Origin of the sequence: Pseudomonas sp. JR33AA (genome assembly GCF_021378985.1) — a bacterium.
Classification (GTDB): domain Bacteria; phylum Pseudomonadota; class Gammaproteobacteria; order Pseudomonadales; family Pseudomonadaceae; genus Aquipseudomonas; species Aquipseudomonas alloputida.
Window position 1 is genome coordinate 375,453 of record NZ_JAJSAW010000002.1, and the last position, 16,906, is coordinate 392,358.

14 protein-coding genes are annotated in these 16,906 nt (G+C 63.5%); 7 read left to right on the forward strand and 7 right to left on the reverse strand.

Features of this window, described 5'->3' with window-relative positions:
* Nucleotides 1–4: 4 nt before the first annotated feature.
* Both rpsP and ffh read right to left on the reverse strand, forming a co-directional pair.
* On the reverse strand, nucleotides 5–256 hold the full coding sequence (rpsP, locus tag LVS58_RS05040) for a 30S ribosomal protein S16 (RefSeq protein ID WP_003252142.1): 252 nt from the start codon (nucleotides 254–256) through the stop codon (nucleotides 5–7).
* A 258-nt stretch (nucleotides 257–514) separates the two neighbouring features.
* The gene (ffh, locus tag LVS58_RS05045) at nucleotides 515–1,891 is read right to left on the reverse strand and encodes a signal recognition particle protein (protein ID WP_003252139.1); all 1,377 of its coding nucleotides are present in this window, start codon (nucleotides 1,889–1,891) and stop codon (nucleotides 515–517) included.
* Nucleotides 1,892–2,190: 299 nt separating this feature from the next.
* On the opposite strand from ffh, the gene LVS58_RS05050 reads away from it, so the two are divergent.
* The 3 genes from LVS58_RS05050 to LVS58_RS05060 all read left to right on the forward strand — a co-directional run bounded on the left by LVS58_RS05050 (nucleotide 2,191) and on the right by LVS58_RS05060 (nucleotide 5,780).
* Nucleotides 2,191–3,000 (forward strand): cytochrome C assembly family protein, encoded by an 810-nt coding sequence (locus LVS58_RS05050; protein WP_233690130.1) that lies wholly within the window; start codon nucleotides 2,191–2,193, stop codon nucleotides 2,998–3,000.
* A gap of 9 nt (nucleotides 3,001–3,009) precedes the next feature.
* Entirely contained in the window at nucleotides 3,010–4,215 is a 1,206-nt protein-coding gene (locus LVS58_RS05055) for a transporter associated domain-containing protein (RefSeq protein WP_233690131.1), read from the forward strand.
* A gap of 266 nt (nucleotides 4,216–4,481) precedes the next feature.
* Nucleotides 4,482–5,780, forward strand: coding sequence for an MFS transporter (locus LVS58_RS05060; protein ID WP_233690132.1), 1,299 nt, complete (start codon nucleotides 4,482–4,484; stop codon nucleotides 5,778–5,780).
* 37 nt (nucleotides 5,781–5,817) lie between these two features.
* Here LVS58_RS05060 and purT read toward each other — a convergent pair whose 3' ends face one another.
* The 5 genes from purT to LVS58_RS05085 all read right to left on the reverse strand — a co-directional run bounded on the left by purT (nucleotide 5,818) and on the right by LVS58_RS05085 (nucleotide 9,102).
* Nucleotides 5,818–6,999 (reverse strand): formate-dependent phosphoribosylglycinamide formyltransferase, encoded by a 1,182-nt coding sequence (gene purT / locus LVS58_RS05065; RefSeq protein ID WP_233690133.1) that lies wholly within the window; start codon nucleotides 6,997–6,999, stop codon nucleotides 5,818–5,820.
* 76 nt (nucleotides 7,000–7,075) lie between these two features.
* On the reverse strand, nucleotides 7,076–7,543 hold the full coding sequence (locus LVS58_RS05070; protein WP_003252131.1) for a VUT family protein: 468 nt from the start codon (nucleotides 7,541–7,543) through the stop codon (nucleotides 7,076–7,078).
* 197 nt (nucleotides 7,544–7,740) lie between these two features.
* The gene (locus LVS58_RS05075; RefSeq protein ID WP_233690134.1) at nucleotides 7,741–7,944 is read right to left on the reverse strand and encodes a DUF1289 domain-containing protein; all 204 of its coding nucleotides are present in this window, start codon (nucleotides 7,942–7,944) and stop codon (nucleotides 7,741–7,743) included.
* Nucleotides 7,934–8,458 carry a gamma carbonic anhydrase family protein gene (locus LVS58_RS05080; RefSeq protein WP_233690135.1) on the reverse strand — a complete coding sequence of 175 codons (525 nt, stop codon included), beginning with the start codon at nucleotides 8,456–8,458 and terminating at the stop codon, nucleotides 7,934–7,936. The genes LVS58_RS05075 and LVS58_RS05080 overlap by 11 nt, the downstream gene beginning before the upstream one ends.
* Nucleotides 8,459–8,502: 44 nt before the next feature.
* The gene (locus LVS58_RS05085) at nucleotides 8,503–9,102 is read right to left on the reverse strand and encodes a CoA pyrophosphatase (protein ID WP_003252125.1); all 600 of its coding nucleotides are present in this window, start codon (nucleotides 9,100–9,102) and stop codon (nucleotides 8,503–8,505) included.
* A gap of 123 nt (nucleotides 9,103–9,225) precedes the next feature.
* On the opposite strand from LVS58_RS05085, the gene LVS58_RS05090 reads away from it, so the two are divergent.
* The 4 genes from LVS58_RS05090 (at nucleotide 9,226) to LVS58_RS05105 (ending at nucleotide 16,751) form a co-directional block, all read left to right on the forward strand.
* Complete coding sequence (locus tag LVS58_RS05090) at nucleotides 9,226–9,777, forward strand: NUDIX hydrolase (RefSeq protein ID WP_233690136.1); 552 nt, start codon at nucleotides 9,226–9,228, stop codon at nucleotides 9,775–9,777.
* A 22-nt stretch (nucleotides 9,778–9,799) separates the two neighbouring features.
* Complete coding sequence (locus LVS58_RS05095; protein WP_010952551.1) at nucleotides 9,800–10,354, forward strand: L,D-transpeptidase family protein; 555 nt, start codon at nucleotides 9,800–9,802, stop codon at nucleotides 10,352–10,354.
* Between the two features lie 160 nt (nucleotides 10,355–10,514).
* Nucleotides 10,515–12,197: a ShlB/FhaC/HecB family hemolysin secretion/activation protein gene (locus LVS58_RS05100; protein ID WP_233690137.1), complete on the forward strand. Its 1,683-nt coding sequence runs from the start codon at nucleotides 10,515–10,517 to the stop codon at nucleotides 12,195–12,197.
* Nucleotides 12,198–12,224: 27 nt separating this feature from the next.
* On the forward strand, nucleotides 12,225–16,751 hold the full coding sequence (locus LVS58_RS05105; RefSeq protein WP_233690138.1) for a hemagglutinin repeat-containing protein: 4,527 nt from the start codon (nucleotides 12,225–12,227) through the stop codon (nucleotides 16,749–16,751).
* Nucleotides 16,752–16,906: the final 155 nt, after the last annotated feature.

The following is a 16,906-nucleotide window of genomic DNA, read 5'->3' on the forward strand; positions in this document are numbered from 1 at the left end:
CTATTCAGGCAGCGGCCTTGGCAGCTTCCTTCAGCAGCTGAGCAACACGCTCAGACGGCTGTGCGCCCTGGCTCAGCCAGTAGGTGACGCGCTCTTGGTTGACCGACAGCTTGACTTCGGCGCCAGCAGCGATCGGGTTGAAGAAACCTACGCGCTCAACGAAACGGCCGTCACGGGCGTTACGCGAGTTGGTCACGGTCAGGTGGTAGAATGGGCGCTTTTTCGAGCCGCCACGGGCCAGACGAATGGTTACCATGTGAACATCGTTCCTATAGTCGGTGCTGCAGTTGATACAGCAGCTGGTACTGCAAATCTGAATGCCAAATAGGCACACGGGTGCCCAAAAGGCCGCATATTCTCGGGGAATACACGGACATTTGCAAATGACTTTTTCGGCAAGGCCTCACCTTGCCGTCCAGATTTGCCGGTTGCGCCGCGAAATTCGCGGCCGTTGCCCCGCTACCGCGGGGTTCTGGGCGCTTGCCCGACAAAAGGCAGGCACCCGAATCAGGGGTTACAGCTTTGGCATGCCGCCACCTGGCAGCATCCCACCGAGGCCGCGCATCATCTTGGCCATGCCGCCTTTGGCAGAAAACTTCTTCATCATCTTCTGCATCTGCTTGTGCTGCTTGATCAGCCGGCCGATGTCCTGCACCTGGGTACCGGAACCCAACGCAATACGGCGCTTGCGCGAGCCGCTGATCAGGTCAGGGTCGCGGCGCTCGGCCGGGGTCATGGAGTTGATGATCGCTTCCATCTGCTTGAACTGCTTTTCGGCCGCGCCCTGGGCGTTGCCCATTTGTGACAGGTTGACCCCGCCGATGCTTGGCAGCTTGTCCATCAGGCCGCCGAGGCCGCCCATGTTCTTCATTTGCTGCAGCTGGTCGCGGAAGTCTTCGAGGTCGAAGCCCTTGCCCTTCTTCAGCTTCTTGGCCAGCTTGTCGGCCTTGGCCTTGTCGATGGTCTGCTCGGCCTGCTCGATCAGGCTGAGCACATCGCCCATGCCGAGGATGCGCGAAGCGACGCGGTCGGGGTGGAACGGCTCGAGGGCCTCGGTCTTCTCACCCATACCGATGAATTTGATCGGTTTGCCGGTGATTGCACGTACCGACAGCGCAGCACCGCCACGGGCGTCACCGTCGACCTTGGTCAGCACCACGCCGGTCAGCGGCAGCGCTTCGCCAAAGGCCTTGGCGGTGTTGGCCGCGTCCTGGCCGGTCATGGCGTCGACCACGAACAGCGTCTCGATCGGTTTGACGGCAGCGTGCAGCGCCTTGATCTCGTCCATCATGTCGGCGTCGATGTGCAGACGGCCGGCGGTGTCGACGATGACCACGTCGATGAACTTCAGCTTGGCTTCACGGATGGCGGCTTCGGCGATGGCCACCGGCTTCTGGCTGATATCGGACGGGAAGAAGGTGACGCCGATATCGTTGGCCAGGGTTTCCAACTGCTTGATCGCCGCCGGACGATAGACGTCGGCGGACACCACCATCACACTCTTTTTCTTGCGCTCTTTAAGAAAGCGCGCCAGCTTGCCGGCGGTGGTGGTCTTACCGGCGCCCTGCAGGCCCGCCATCAGCACAACAGCCGGTGGGGCAGCGTTCAGTGCAAGGTCTTCGTTGGCCGCGCCCATCAGGCTTTCCAGCTCGGCCTGGACGATCTTCACGAAGGCCTGGCCCGGGGTCAGGCTGCGCGACACCTCGGTACCGACCGCACGATCCTTGACGCTGTTGACGAAATCCTTGACTACCGGCAGGGCAACGTCGGCCTCGAGCAGGGCCATGCGCACTTCGCGCAGCGTGTCCTTGATGTTGTCTTCGGTCAGCTTGGCCTTGCCGGTGACATGGCGCAGCGTCTGTGACAGGCGGTCGGTCAGGTTTTCGAACATGGTGATCCTTTCAGGCCCAGTAAAGCCGAGGTTTGTCAGGTGCCAGGGGGGAAATACACACCCGCCGGGCACAGCAAGGCGGCGATTATAGCGAAGTGCAGCGGCGACGCACACCTTGGGAGATATTCGGTGGCTGTGCTGGCCCCTTCGCGGGCGCGCGATCCTCACTGCTTGCAGGCCTGCGCCATACCTGTGGGGGCGGGCGAGCCCGCGAATGCCCTGACACAAGCCTCCAGTCTTCCTTGATCAGCGGAATCTATGCCAAACTCCGTCTCTTTAAGGCTCGCCAACCAGGACTTATGGTCTCCTCACCCAGCCTCATCCCCAATCTGATCGCTGCCGGCCTATATATAGCGGCGACCATCTACCAGGGCTCATACCTGTCCCAGGGCCGCAAGGCCGAAAAGCGCCTGCTTGGCCTGCTGGGTGTCGTTGCGGTCCTGGCGCAGGCCGGTGCGCTGTTCTTCCAGCTGATCACCCCACTGGGCCTTAGCCTGGACTTCTTCAGCGCCGCCAGCCTGATTGCCGTCGCCGTCATCTCCCTGACCCTGCTGGCCTGCCTGCGCATACCCGTGGAAAACCTGCTGGTGCTACTGTTCCCGCTGGGGGCGGTGACCGCGCTGTTGGCCCAGTTCGCACCACCCGGTACGGTACCGCTGATCAATGAAGAACCGGGCATCCTTGCGCATATCCTGTTGTCTATCCTGGCCTACGGGCTGTTCACCATCGCGGTGTTCCAGTCGCTGCTGTTGCTGCTGCAGGACCGCCAGCTTAAGAACAAGCACCCGTCCGGGCTGATCCGCAACTTCCCGCCATTGCAAACTATGGAAAGCCTGCTGTTCGGCTTCCTTTGGGCCGGCTGGTGCCTGCTGTCGCTGTCGCTGATCTCCGGCTGGCTGTTCCTCGACAACCTGTTCGCCCAGCACCTGGTGCACAAGACCTTGCTGGCCTGTGTCGCCTGGGTGGTGTTCAGCGTGCTGCTGTGGGGCCGCACCCGCCTGGGCTGGCGTGGCCACATGGCCATCCGCTGGACGCTGTCCGGTTTCTGCCTGCTGATGCTGGCCTATTTCGGCAGCAAGCTGGTTCGCGAATTCATCTTGCATATCTGACGGCCGCCCATGAACACCCTGCCGTACGCACCGCTATTCGGCACACTGGCACTGGCCCTTTTGTGGTCAGCACTGTTCACCGCAGTGGATGCTGCCCGCCTGCAGCTCAACGGCGCATCGAGCGCCGGCGAAGACGGCCATCCCGTGCTGCCAGCCCAGGCCCTGGTACTGTGCGCCAGCCTGGGCAAGCTGCTGGTGCTGGGGCTGGCCTGCCTGGTGGGCCAGCGCCAGAGTGGCGAGCACGGCTTCTGGCTGGCAGGCCTGGCTGCGACCCTCATGTTGCTGGTGTTTGCCGAATACCTGCCGCGGCGCCTGGCCCGGCGTAACCCGCAGGCGTTCGTGAGCCTTGGTGCCAGCCTGCTGAAAGTGCCTCTGGCACTGCTGCAGCCACTGGCCTGCCTGCTGGACGGCGCCGCCAAGCTCATGCTGCGCCCATTCCGCGCACAGCCCACAGCTGTGGCCCTGCACACGCAGGATGCCGACGAATTCGATGAGGATGAACAGCACGAAGCGCCTCGCAATGGCCTACTCGACGGCCTGCAGTCGCTGGACAAGATCACCGTCAACGACATCCTGGTGCCGCGCAACGAAGTGGATGGCATCAACCTCGACGAGCCGATCGAACGCATCATCGACCAGTTGATCGTCAGCCGTCATACCCGCCTGCCGGTCTACCACAACGACATCAACCAGGTCGAAGCGATCCTCAATACCAAGCTGATCAGCCACCTGCTGCCCAAGGCGGAGTTGACCCTGGAAGCGCTGCACAGCGCCTGCTACGAACCCTATTTCGTACCGGAAAGCACGCCCCTGCAAATGCAGTTGTTGAACTTCCACAAGCAGCAACGCCGCTTGGGCGTGGTCGTGGACGAGTACGGCGAAGTGCTGGGTATCGTCACCCTTGAAGACATTCTCGAAGAGATCGTCGGCGAGTTCGAGGACGAGCAAAGCCTGGAAAACCCGCATGTGCACCCGCAACCCGATGGCACCTTCGTCATCGATGGCACCGCTTCCTTACGCGAAATCAACCGCACCCTGAGCTGGCACCTGCCCTGCGACGGCGGGCCGAAAACCCTCAACGGGCTGGTTACCGAAGCGCTGGAAAGCATCCCGGAAAGCGCTGTTTGCCTGAAGATTGGCCGCTATCGCCTGGAAATCCTTGAAACAGAGGACAATTGCGCCAGCAAGGTACTGGTGTGGACCGTGACCCGGTAGCTATACTCGGGTCACGCTTACCCAGCCCCGCCGTCACGCCTGCTACCCGCACCGGCGCTCCACGGCCAGTCCGCTCCACTGATACGCCCTACGGTCCTGCGTCAACACCCTGAACAGTACCCGCCCCGCCCCTACCCCCTTTGGGCCATTGTCAGTCGGGCGCATACAACAAAACGCTCCGGCGTCCGCGTCACCGCGCCTTTTACAAGGCACGCCACTGCGGGCCAAGCCCATGGGGCCGGACCAGACTGTCAGGGACCTACTCAATGACAACCAGCACTTACGCCCAAGCGCCTGCCACACCCGTCAACTCGCCTGCGCGGGTCGCCACTGCCAGCTTCATCGGCACCGCCATCGAGTTCTATGATTTCTACGTCTACGCCACCGCCGCAGCCTTGGTAATCGGCCCGGTGTTCTTCCCGTCCGGGTCGGGCACCGCGCAAATGCTGGCCGCCTTCCTGACCTTCGGTATCGCCTTCCTCGCCCGGCCCCTGGGCTCGGCGTTGTTCGGCCACTTCGGCGACCGCATTGGCCGCAAGTCGACGCTGGTCGCCTCGCTGCTGCTGATGGGCGTATCCACCACCGCCATTGGCGTGCTGCCGGGCTATGACAGCATTGGCGTGTGGGCGCCGATCATTCTCTGCCTGCTGCGTTTTGGCCAAGGCCTGGGCCTGGGCGGCGAATGGGGTGGCGCGGCTTTGCTGGCGACCGAAAACGCCCCGCAAGGCAAGCGGGCCTGGTTCGGCATGTTCCCCCAGTTGGGCCCGTCAATCGGCTTCCTGGCGGCCAACGGCCTGTTCCTGACCCTGGCACTGGTGCTCAGCGACGAGCAGTTCCGCGCGTGGGGCTGGCGCATTCCGTTCCTGCTCAGCGCCGCACTGGTGCTGGTGGGCCTGTACGTGCGCCTGAAGCTCGAAGAGAGCCCGGTGTTCGCCAAGGCCGTTGCCCGCCACGAGCGGGTGAAAATGCCAGTGGTCGACCTGTTCTCGAAATACTGGCTGCCAACCCTGCTGGGCGCTGCGGCCATGGTGGTGTGCTATGCACTGTTCTACATTTCCACGGTGTTCTCGCTGAGCTACGGCGTGACCACGCTGGGCTACAGCCGCGAAACGTTCCTTGGCCTGCTGTGCTTCGCGGTGGTGTTCATGGCACTGGCTACACCGTTGTCAGCCTGGCTGAGTGACCGTTACGGGCGCAAACCGGTACTGATCGTCGGCGGCCTGCTGGCGATCGCTTCGGGCTTTACCATGGAGCCACTGCTGACCTCGGGATCGACCACGGGTGTGGCGCTGTTCCTGGCCATCGAGCTGTTCCTGATGGGCGTGACCTTTGCGCCGATGGGTGCACTGCTGCCAGAGCTGTTCCCGACTCACGTACGTTATACCGGTGCCTCGGCGGCGTATAACCTGGGCGGTATCGTCGGTGCCTCGGCGGCTCCGTTCTTTGCCCAGAAGCTGGTGAGCATGGGGGGTTTGAGCTGGGTGGGGGGTTATGTGTCGGCGGCGGCGGTGATCAGCCTGATTGCCGTGCTTTGCCTGAAAGAGACGCGGGATACCGCGCTGTAAGCCACTGGGGCCGCTTTGCGGCCCCAGCACGCTCGGATCAGAACTCGACCTTGACCGCCTGCGCTGCACGCGTCGCCTTGGCACGCGCCAGTTCGACCGACTCGTCACGCGCCAGGCACACACCCATGCGCCGGGTACCGTTGATTTCCGGCTTACCGAACAGGCGAATGGCGGTATCCGGCTCGCTCAGCGCTGCGCCCAGGTTGGCGAAGCTGGCCTGCCGGGACTGGCCTTCAGGCAAGATCACTGCCGAGGCCGACGGGCCGAACTGACGCACCACCGGAATCGGCAGGCCGAGAATGGCGCGGGCATGCAGGGCGAATTGCGACAGGTCCTGGGAAATCAGGGTGACCAGACCGGTGTCATGCGGGCGCGGCGACACTTCGCTGAACCACACCTGGTCGCCCTTCACGAACAGCTCCACACCAAACAGGCCGCGACCGCCGAGGGCATCGGTGACCGCCTTGGCCACGCGCTGCGATTCGGCCAGCGCCTTCGGGCTCATGGCCTGTGGCTGCCAGGACTCCTGGTAATCGCCCTTCTCCTGACGGTGGCCGACGGGTTCAAGGAAGGTAGTGCCACCCACGTGGCGCACGGTCAGCAGGGTAATTTCATATTCGAAGTCGATGAAACCTTCGACGATCACCCGGCCCTTGCCAGCGCGGCCGCCTTCCTGGGCATAGTCCCACGACGCCTGCAGGTCGGCATCGCCGCGCAGCAGGCTCTGGCCCTTGCCCGACGAGCTCATCACCGGCTTGACCACACACGGGTAACCCACGTCGGCTACGGCCTTGGCGTAGTCTTCATAGGTGTCGGCGAAGTGGTACGGCGAGGTTGGCAGGTCCAGCTCTTCGGCAGCCAGGCGGCGGATGCCTTCGCGGTTCATGGTCAGCTGGGTGGCGCGGGCGGTGGGCACGACGTTGAAGCCTTCGTTCTCCAGCTCGACCAGGGTGGCGGTGGCGATGGCTTCGATTTCCGGAACGATGTAGTGCGGTTTCTCGGCTTCGATCACCGCGCGCAGGGCAACGCCATCGAGCATGTTGACCACATGGCTGCGGTGCGCCACCTGCATTGCCGGAGCATTGGCGTAACGGTCGACGGCGATGACTTCGACGCCCAGGCGCTGCAGCTCGATTACCACTTCCTTGCCCAGCTCGCCACAGCCGCAAAGCAGTACACGGGTCGCGGTGGGCGACAATGGGGTTCCGATACGGGTCATTTCAGGTCCTCGAAGGCGTCCGGGGCCGCGCCAGGCTAGGCGCCACCCGCTGAAAAAGGACCGCTATTCTACACCATCAACCGGCCACGGCGGCCCGCCGGGCGCGAAATGCCATGGCCAGCCACACCGCGGTGACGCCTGCAAACTTCGAGGCCATGGCGGTGCCAATCACCGCCGGGGTCAGGGCGCCGATCATGCCGAAGAAAATGAAGGTATCCACCGGGATGCTCAGCGCCGAACTGAGCCACAGGCGGTCGCGTAATGGCCGGCGGGTGATGCTGAACACCAGCCAGTCGATCAGCTCGGAAATGAAGAACGCAGTGGCGCTGGCCAGGGCGATGGCCGGCTCCGAGGTGACATAGGACAACACCAGCGCCGCCAGCATGGCCACCAGCGCGCCGTGACCGAAGCGGGTTTGCACCATGTCGCGCAGGATGAACACCAGGCCGCCCCAGGCGGACCAGATGATGTCCAGATGCGGGGCACTGGAGAAGGCGTAGTTGATCAGCACTACGCTGCTGATATAGGCAATCAGATAGAACATGGCGGGCTGTCTGTGGGCAAGCCGTACAGATTACCGCCGGGCCGTTCGCGGGTAAACCCGCGCCCACAGATGTTGTGCAACCCTCAAGGCTGACGCTGTCCCTGTGCGAGCGGGCGTGCCCGCGAAGCTGCCACTGCAGTGCATGGCACCGGCTTCGCCGGTGTTCGCGGGTAAACCCGCTCCTACAAAGGTTCGCGTCAGGCCTGCAAGATGAGGCCGGCTTCCACTGCCCGCTCATGGCAACGCTTGAGCACCGCCCGGCGCTCGTCGTTGTCCATCCGCCCCCAGCAGCCAATCTCGGCCACGGTACGCTGGCAGCCGGTGCAGATATCCTGCTCGTCCAGCGCACAAATGCTCACACACGGCGAAGCCACCGGCCGCTCGACCACGTCACTCATCATCAGCCACCAGATCCCGCGCATAGCGCTGGGCATTGTGCACGTAATGTGCGGCGCTGGCTTCCAGCATGCGTTTCTGCTGCTCGGTCAGCTCGCGCACCACCTTGCCGGGCGAGCCCATCACCAGCGAACCGTCGGGGATTTCCTTGCCTTCGGCAATCAGCGCGTTGGCGCCGATGATGCAGTGCTTGCCGATACGCGCGCCGTTGAGAACCACCGCATTGATACCAACCAGGCTGTAGTCGCCGACCGTGCAGCCATGCAACATGGCGTTGTGACCTACCGTGACACCCTTGCCCAGGGTCAGAGGCGAGCCCATGTCCGTGTGCATCACCGTGCCATCCTGCACGTTGCTGCCTTCGCCGATGTCGATCAGCTCGTTATCACCGCGCAACACCGCGCCAAACCACACACTGGCATGGGCTTGCAGGCGCACGCTGCCAATGAGCGTGGCGTTGGGTGCGGCCCAACTGGTGGGGTGGCTCTCGACCCGCAGGTCGCCCAGGCGATATTTCATGCTTGCTCCTCAGGCTGCGACGCAGACGGCGGGGTAGGCCCCGCTCAATTTTCGATGTAACGCTCCGGGGGCTGATGCAGGCTGATACCGGCATCGAACAGCAGGTTGACCAGCTCGACGATCATGATCGCCGACAACCCCCAGATCTTGTATTCACCATAGCGGTAACTTGGCACATACCAGCTACGCCCCTGGTAATCGATACGGTGGGTATGGTCGCGCGGGTCCTGGCGGAAGAATTCCAGCGGCACGGTGAATACTGCCGCGATCTCGGCATCATTGGCGCGATATTCGACGAAGTCCGGAATAAGCCCGACGAATGGCGTCACTTTCAGGCCATGCAGCGAAATCAGCGGGCTGAGCGGGCCAATCACCTCCACCAGGCCAGGGGGCAGGCCGATTTCTTCTTCGGCCTCGCGCAAGGCAGTAAAGACCAGGTCCGGGTCTTCCGGGTCGCGGCGGCCACCGGGAAAGGCTACTTCACCACCGTGGGTAGACAGGCCCTTGGCGCGCAGGGTCAAGACAAGTTCGGGCGCTTCGCTGCGGGTAATGGGCAAGAGAACCGCCGCTTCGGGGAACCGCCTGTCGGTTTCCAATGACGCGGGTTGGTGGTTGCTCATTCGGCGAAGTAGCTCGTCCAGCATTGCGCACGCTCGTATCCAGGTCCTGTATTGCATGATGCACCAAAGCCGCGAAGCACCCAACCCCCAGCGCTTGCGGCGGCACGATGGCCGCGCCAAGATAGCCGTGAACACAAGGAACCACACATGAAATTCTGCAGCGCGTGCGGCCAACCGGTCACTCAGCGGATCCCCGAGGGCGACAGCCGCCTGCGGTATGTCTGCGGCTCTTGCCAGACCATCCATTACCAGAACCCCAACATCGTGGCCGGCGTGTTGCCGACCTGGGGCAGCCAGGTGTTGCTGTGTCGCCGCGCCATTGAACCGCGCCGGGGTTTCTGGACCCTGCCTGCCGGTTTCATGGAAAACGGCGAAACCCTCGACCAGGCCGCGCGCCGCGAAACCGTCGAGGAAGCCTGCGCCCGGGTCGGGCCGACGTCCCTGTACCAGCTGTTCGACCTGCCGCACATCAACCAGGTGCATGTGTTCTTCCGCGCCGAGCTGGCGGACCTGGACTTTGCCGTGGGTGTCGAAAGCCTGGAGGTGCGCCTGTTCGAGGAACATGAGATACCGTGGAACGCGCTGGCTTTTCGCACCGTCACTCGCACACTAGAATGCTACTATCGCGACCGCATCGGCCAGCACTACCCCATAGGCCATGAATACCTGCCGCCGATGAACGTTTCGCCACACACCTAAAAGCCTTCAGGGATACTGTTACATGCGCTGGTTGCTTGCCCTCTTCTGCCTTTGCGTGACCTCGGTGTCCCAGGCGGCCTTCACCGAAACCATCATCCGCAAGCCCGCGCCGGCAGCGCAAACCCCATCGCCTTCACAGCAAGCCATGCAACCGTTGATCGACAAGGTGCTGGTGATCAAGTCGGAGCGCCGCCTGCAGTTGATCAGCCGTGGCGAGCCGCTGAAAACCTACCGCATCTCGCTGGGCAAGCAGCCCAAGGGCGCCAAGGAACGCGAAGGCGACAAGAAAACCCCTGAGGGCTTGTACTGGCTGGACTGGCGCAAGCAGAGCGACCGCTTCAACCTGGCGATGCACATCAATTACCCGAACATCAGCGATGCCGCCCGCGCTACCCGGGCAGGCGTGAACGCCGGCAGCATGATCATGATTCATGGCACACCGATCAACGATGAATACCCGGAGTGGTACTTCCATACCCTGGACTGGACGGATGGTTGCATTGCCATGCGCAACCGCGACATGCAGGAAGTGTGGGACCTGGTGCGGGATGGAACGCTGATCGAGATCAGGCCTTGATATAGGGCCTTTCGGCACAGGCTGTAGGAACCTTCCCACCATTTTGCTAGAACTTGCCTGACAGGTCCTTAGGCAGGGTACTGCATCCAGACGAGTGACTTAATTTTTAGCATCCCCGCAGACGAGTACGAAAACCGTACATCATTTGCGGGGTGCTTCAATGCCGTGCCTGATTCACCGCATCGCCCATTGGCTGTCGGCCAGTTGCCTGTCAGGCTTGCTGTCCATTCCCCAGGTGCTGGCCGACGACCCTGCCAGCCAGCAGCTGCGCGATCAACAGCATGGGCTGCGGCAACTGGAGCAACAGCAGCGGCTGGAACGCTGGCGGCGTATACCCGTCCCGGCTGAATCGACCAACACCATTTCCCGCCCCCCGCACGACGATCGCTGCTGGGCCGTCGATGGCGTGCGCGTGGCGGGCATGCACCGGCTTTCGAACTCGGCACTGGCGCCAACCATTCGTGCTCTCACGCCTGCCTGCATGGGCATCGCCGACATCAACCGGCTGCTCAAAGCCATCACCCAACGCTATGTACAAGCCGGCTACCCAACCAGCCGACCTTACCTGCGGCAGCCCCCAGAAGAGGGCATGCCGTTGGACATCGTCATTGTCGAAGGCTTTGTCGAAACCATCGAACTGGCAGGCCCCGACCTGCCCCTGTCCCTCTCCGGCGCCTTCCCTGGCCTGCTCGGGCAGCCACTGTACCTGCCCGACCTTGAGCAAGGCCTGGACCAGCTCAACCGCCTACGCGCCTATGAACTGGGCGCCACCTTGCTGCCCGGCGAACTGCAGGGCGGCACCCGCGTGGTCGTGCAGCCGGGCAAGGTGGCTTCACGCTGGCACCTGGACAGCCGCTTCGACAACCGGGGCAGCGAGCTGACCGGCCGCCACCGCGTCAACCTCGGTATTGGCCTGGACAGCCCGCTTGGCCTCAATGATGAGCTGCGCCTGTCGTTGACCCGCACGGTGCTCGACACGCCCGGCCACAGCCAAGGCATATCGCTGTACTACAGCATCCCCTATGGCGCCTGGACCTTTGCCCTCAGCGCCAGCCAGCTAAGCTATCAAGCCCCCCTCCCCTACAGCGACAAGGCTGCCGACGGCAGCAGCAGCTATCAGGGCCTGAGTGTCGAACGGGTAGTGTGGCGCAACCAGCAAGGCATGCTCAGCGCCAGCGCCCGGCTGGACCGCAAGCAGCTGATCAACCGCAGCGCGGGTGCGGTTATCGTCCAGCAGAGCCCGACGCTGGCCACGGTAGAGGCCGGCATCAACTTGCTGTGGCTTGAAAGTGGCTTGTGGAACGGTTACTTCGGCATTGCCCAAGGCATTGAAGCATTGGGTGCCGACCGCTCACCCCTGGGCGCTCAACGCCTGCGCCCGGACTTTCGCAAGTACCGCGCCAACCTGCTGCACCTGCGTCAAGGCCCGGCACCCAGCCCTTGGCGCTGGCAGAGCGAGCTGGCCATGCAGTACAGCCACGACCCGCTGCCTGCCGTCGAACAGCTGCTGGTGAGCGACGATTCGGCAGTCCGCGGCTTTCGTCTGCACACCTATTCCGGTGCCAGCAGCGCCGTCTGGCGCAATACGTTCAGCCAAGCGCTGCCACTGACCTGGGCCCACCCCTTCGAGATACGCCCCTACATCGGCCTGGACCTGGGCTGGGTTCGCACCGCCGAAGGCAAACCGTCACAGCGCCTGGCCGGGGCCGCCGCAGGGTTGGAACTGAGCCTGCCCGGCAGCCGCCTGCGCCTGGACTACCAACGCGCCTTGTACACCAGTGACCTGCCCCGCCCGCTGCTGGAGCCCGGCTTCTGGGTGCTGGACTGGACCCTGAGCATCTGATTCACCCACAACAAAGAGAACGAGAAAATGCAAACACTCTCGCAGTTACCGCCTGTTCGCCCGGATACCTTGCGCTGGGCAATCTTCCTCGCCGTGCTCGGGTCCAGCACCGCACTGGCGCAGGCAGGGCTGGAAGCAGCCAGCGGCCCCGGGGGTACCCCGGTCATCCACAATGGCCACGGGGTGCCGGTGATCGACATCGTGCCGCCCAACGCCAAGGGGCTGTCACACAACCAGTTCATCGACTACAACGTTGCCACCCCGGGCCTGGTGCTGAACAACGCCACCGCTGCCGGGCAGTCGCAACTGGCCGGTGCCCTGGCGGCCAACCCGCAGTTCCAGGGCCAGGCCGCCTCGACCATTCTTAACGAAGTGGTCAGCCGCAACGCCTCGCTGATCGAGGGGCCGCAGGAAATCTTCGGGCGCCCGGCCGACTACATACTGGCCAACCCCAATGGCATCACCCTCAATGGCGGCAGTTTCATCAACACCACCCGCGCGGGTTTCGTGGTGGGCACCCCGCAATTCGAGGAGCAACAGCTCAGGTACCTCGATACGCTCACGGCCAGTGGCACCCTGCAGGTACTGGAGCATGGCCAGGGCAACGCCGGTGGCGCACTCGAACTGATCGCACCGCGCGTGGACAGCAAAGGCCTGCTCATGGCCAGCGAAACGCTCGACATCACTGTCGGTCGCAACCGTATCGACAGCCGCAGCGGCGAGGTGGTCGAACACCTGCCCAGCCCCTCTTCGAGCATTGATGCCAGCCTGTTCGGTGCCATGCGCGCCGGGCGTATCCGTGTGGTAAGTACGGCCGAAGGCGCAGGTGTGCGTGTAGGTGCCCCGCAGATTCTGGGCACCGAGGGGGTCGACATCAGCTCGGCCGGGGGCCTGCATGTCAGTGGCAGTGGCGACCGCCCAACCGAACTGCGCAGCGAGCGCGGCGTGCTGAAACTCACCGCTGCCGATGACCTGGTGCTTGAAACGGTCGCCGGCCAGGCGCCGCGAATCGAAGCAAGGGCTGGCAAGAAGCTCACACTGGACGCCAAGGCAATCGAACACATCAAGCACGACAGTGACAGCTGGAACAAGAAGTTCTGGTTCGTCACCCGCGAAACCTATAACCGCAAGACCACCACCACCCAACAGCAGCAACAGGGCAGTCAATTGCTGGGCACTGACAGCGTGCTGTTGCAGTCCGGCGACGACCTGCGCATGACCGCAGCGAAGGTGGACGCCGGAAACGAGCTGACAGTCGACAGCGGTGCCGGCCTGGACATCATCGCCGGCATCGACAGCAAACGCACCGAACAGCAGGTGCGTCATCGCAAGGACTTATGGCGCGGTGACAGCGATAGCGACCAGCTCAAGGAAACCGCAAAGGGCAGTACCCTGAGCGCCGGGCACCTCTCGGTAAAGGCAAGCGGCAACCTCAACGTGCAAGGCAGCAGCCTGCACAGCCGCGGCGATCTGGCTATCCAGGCAAAACAGGCAGACATCGGCACCACCACCTTGCAGGAACACGGTACCCAACGCGACTACCGAGGCGACCTGGTATCCGGCACATTCTTTGGTGACCGCAACGGTAACGACACCGAGGGCCAGGTCGTTGCAGGCAGCACGATAACCAGCAATGGCGAGCTCACAGTCAGCGCCGACCAGGTCGCCATCAAGGGCAGCATCGTGTTCGGTAAACAGGACGCGGTGCTCTACAGCGAGAAAGGTTCGCTGGCCATCGAGGCAGGCCATGGCAGCACGACCTCCACCCAGCGCACCAGCGACAGTAAACTGTTCGGCCTGATCGGCAGCCAGCACGAAAGCACGGACCGCAAACAGCAGGTACTGGTCAGCGACGTCAGCTCGACCAGCAACCTGCGCCTGGCCAGCGCCGAAGAGATGCGCATCCAGGGCGCCAAGGTCGAAGCGGGCAAGCATCTGCAAGTCGAGGCCAAAGGCGACCTGCTGATTGGCAGTGCGCAATCGGTGGATGAACGCGAAACCCGCGACCAACAACGTGGTTTTACGGCCAGCTCCAGACAGACCCAGGAAGCCGAGGATGGCAGGCCCGAGTCTCGCCAATACGCGGCTGGCGTGGCGTATGAGGTCGTGACCACCACCAGCAAGCAGCGCACGACCAGCCAGGTTGCCAGTGAGCTCAAGGGCGCCTCGGTGGGCATGCGCAGCGGCGCGCACCTGCAGGTCAACGGCAGCAAGGCCCAGGCCACTGCCGGCGACCTGGATGTGCAGGCGCGGGAAGTGACACTGGGGGCGACCCGCAACGACCGCGACACCACCACCCGTACCACCGAAAGTGGTGGCGGGCTGACGGTAACCGGTGGCATCGATCGCCTGGGCAGTTTGTTCGAAGGCCATCACAACCGCGAGGGGCAAGCCGAACGCGACAGCAAGGTGCAGCGCAGCGAGTTGCAGGCCAGCGCAGACCTGAAATTGCGCAGTGATGCACTGCTCACCGAGGCGGCGCACGTCGAGGCCGGCAACACCCTGCAGGTGGCCGCCAAACGCATCGACAACCGTGCAGCGCAGGATACCCATGAACGTGAACAAAGCCGTGACGACTGGTCGGGTAGCCTGGGCGCCAGTCTCGAATACCGAGACCTGACTCGCCCTATCGAACGCCTGGTGCTGGGTGAGGAAGCCGCACGCTTCCAGCAAGCCTCGCCCGAAGACGCCATGGCACCGCCCAGCGTGGGTGCCGACATGACGGTCGAACACCTCAAGCGCCTGGAAAACCAGCGCCGTGGCATTGCTCAGGTCAGCGAGTTGTCCGCAGCAAAGGTCGAGGTCAAGACTGACACACTGGCCGACCAGGGCACAGCCTGGCGGGCCAATGCCGGCTCGCTGAAAATCGAGGCGCAGCAGCACCAGATGAACGCCGCCGAAAATACCCAGGAATCCACCGTTCAACGCCTGGCGTATGGTGGCGACGCGCGCCTGGACACCAGCACCGGCGAGGACCTGAACGTACGCGCCGCCGGCAAAGGGGGGTCGCTGGACAAAAAGGATACTGCCAGCACCGCGGTAGCCGGCAGCCTTTACGGGCAACAGGGTATCCAGGTACAGCTTGGCAGCGATGGCCGCTACGAAGGGGCCCGCATCGATGGCGGCGAAGGCAGCGTGGTCATGCACAGTGCCGGGTCGCTGGCCTTACCCCAGGCGACCGACCAGGCCGAACAGCAGTCACGTCAGCTCGATGGCAATGCCTGGGCCAAAGTCGGCAACCGCCCGGGCAGCACCGGTGTCGATGGCCGGGGCTATCTGGACCATGGCCAGAAGCTGAGCACGCAGAGCAAGGCACAAGTGGCACAAATCGACGCCAAGGGCGAAGTACAACTGACCAGCGCCGGCGACCTGTTGCTCGAAGGCACCCGCATGGGCAACCGCGAGGCCAAGACCGGCAACATACGGGTGCAAAGCGGCGGCCAGTTGCAGGTCAAGGCGGCCAGCCACACCCAGCAGACCACAGGCGCCAACCTGGGGGGCGGCATGGAGCTGGCGGCCAAGGTGGGCCAGACCAAAGGGGGGGCCCTAGGCGGCCACTTCAGCCACGGCAAGCAGGACGAACAGGCACGGCAGGCGGTCGATGCCCGGTTTGCCAGCAACGGCACACTGACCCTGACCAGCAGCGCCCGCGAGGACATCGCCCTGCACCTGCAAGGCCTGCAGGCCTCGGCCGAACAGATAACCCTCGACGCCTCGAATGGCGGCATGCTGGTTGAAGCCTCTTCCAGCCAGGAGCGGCGCGACAACCTCGACATCTCGGCCGGCGCCGGTTTCAACATGGCCAAAGGCGCGTTGGACACCCGCGGCCTGCATGGCCGGCTCAAGGTAGAGCTCGACAAACGCGACAACCTCACCTGGAATACCAGTGACCTGCGCGCCGAGCGCATCGACCTGCAAAGCCGCGGCGATACCCGCATCGAGAGTGCCAGCCTGAATGCCGGGCATATTAGCGGCACGATCGACGGTGACCTGCGCATCGCCAGCCTCAAAGACAGCGTCAACGCCCTGAGCGTGAAGGGCGATGTCAGGCTGAGCCAAGAGAAAAACCCGCAGGGCTATGTCAACGCGGCCAGCTCGGTGGCAGGGCCGCTGGGAGGCAAGGTCGAGAAAACGGCCGGTTCTGCCCTGAGCAAGGCAGACCCAGGGTTCTCGCCAACCGTCAGCCTCGACGTGTCGCATGCAATGCGCGACAACGTGGCGCGTCAGACCACACTTAAAAGCAACGACGGCATCGACCTGCAGGTCGGGGGCAATGCTCATCTGGTGGGGGCACGCTTGCAGTCGGCCAAAGGCGACGTGAAGCTCGACGCCCATTCAGTTACCCAGGAAACGCTAAGCGGTAATGACTATCGCCGAGACCTGTCGCTGGATGCGTCAAACTCACCGGTGGATCTGGGCACGGCGATCGCCGAGATAGCCACAAGCAAAATGGCGGCGGATGGTGAAAATGCGCTGGACCTGGGCGTGTTGAGAACCAGTGGGCATAGTCGCAGCGAGCAATGGGTTTCGAGCATGCAAGGGAAGAAGCACTAAGACGCAATCGCGGCCCTGGCCATTTGGGGACACCAGAAGTCTTGTGCCCTGCTGTTGGGCACCGCGAGTCCCCCGCCCCACAGCGAATACCACAGCCCCCTGGGCATGTGATTTCTCTGTGGGCGCGGGCTTGCCCGCGAAGAGGCCGGTACAGG

Bases quoted from the DNA above. Each gene is read 5' to 3' on its own strand.
- LVS58_RS05080 (WP_233690135.1), bottom strand. From the start codon at position 8,458: ATGAAATATCGCCTGGGCGACCTGCGGGTCGAGAGCCACCCCACCAGT.
- LVS58_RS05075 (WP_233690134.1), bottom strand. From the start codon at position 7,944: ATGATGAGTGACGTGGTCGAGCGGCCGGTGGCTTCGCCGTGTGTGAGC.
- LVS58_RS05095 (WP_010952551.1), top strand. From the start codon at position 9,800: ATGCGCTGGTTGCTTGCCCTCTTCTGCCTTTGCGTGACCTCGGTGTCC.
- LVS58_RS05090 (WP_233690136.1), top strand. From the start codon at position 9,226: ATGAAATTCTGCAGCGCGTGCGGCCAACCGGTCACTCAGCGGATCCCC.
- LVS58_RS05060 (WP_233690132.1), top strand. From the start codon at position 4,482: ATGACAACCAGCACTTACGCCCAAGCGCCTGCCACACCCGTCAACTCG.
- LVS58_RS05070 (WP_003252131.1), bottom strand. From the start codon at position 7,543: ATGTTCTATCTGATTGCCTATATCAGCAGCGTAGTGCTGATCAACTAC.
- ffh (WP_003252139.1), bottom strand. From the start codon at position 1,891: ATGTTCGAAAACCTGACCGACCGCCTGTCACAGACGCTGCGCCATGTC.
- LVS58_RS05085 (WP_003252125.1), bottom strand. From the start codon at position 9,102: ATGCTGGACGAGCTACTTCGCCGAATGAGCAACCACCAACCCGCGTCA.
- LVS58_RS05050 (WP_233690130.1), top strand. From the start codon at position 2,191: ATGGTCTCCTCACCCAGCCTCATCCCCAATCTGATCGCTGCCGGCCTA.
- purT (WP_233690133.1), bottom strand. From the start codon at position 6,999: ATGACCCGTATCGGAACCCCATTGTCGCCCACCGCGACCCGTGTACTG.
- LVS58_RS05100 (WP_233690137.1), top strand. From the start codon at position 10,515: ATGCCGTGCCTGATTCACCGCATCGCCCATTGGCTGTCGGCCAGTTGC.
- rpsP (WP_003252142.1), bottom strand. From the start codon at position 256: ATGGTAACCATTCGTCTGGCCCGTGGCGGCTCGAAAAAGCGCCCATTC.
- LVS58_RS05105 (WP_233690138.1), top strand. From the start codon at position 12,225: ATGCAAACACTCTCGCAGTTACCGCCTGTTCGCCCGGATACCTTGCGC.
- LVS58_RS05055 (WP_233690131.1), top strand. From the start codon at position 3,010: ATGAACACCCTGCCGTACGCACCGCTATTCGGCACACTGGCACTGGCC.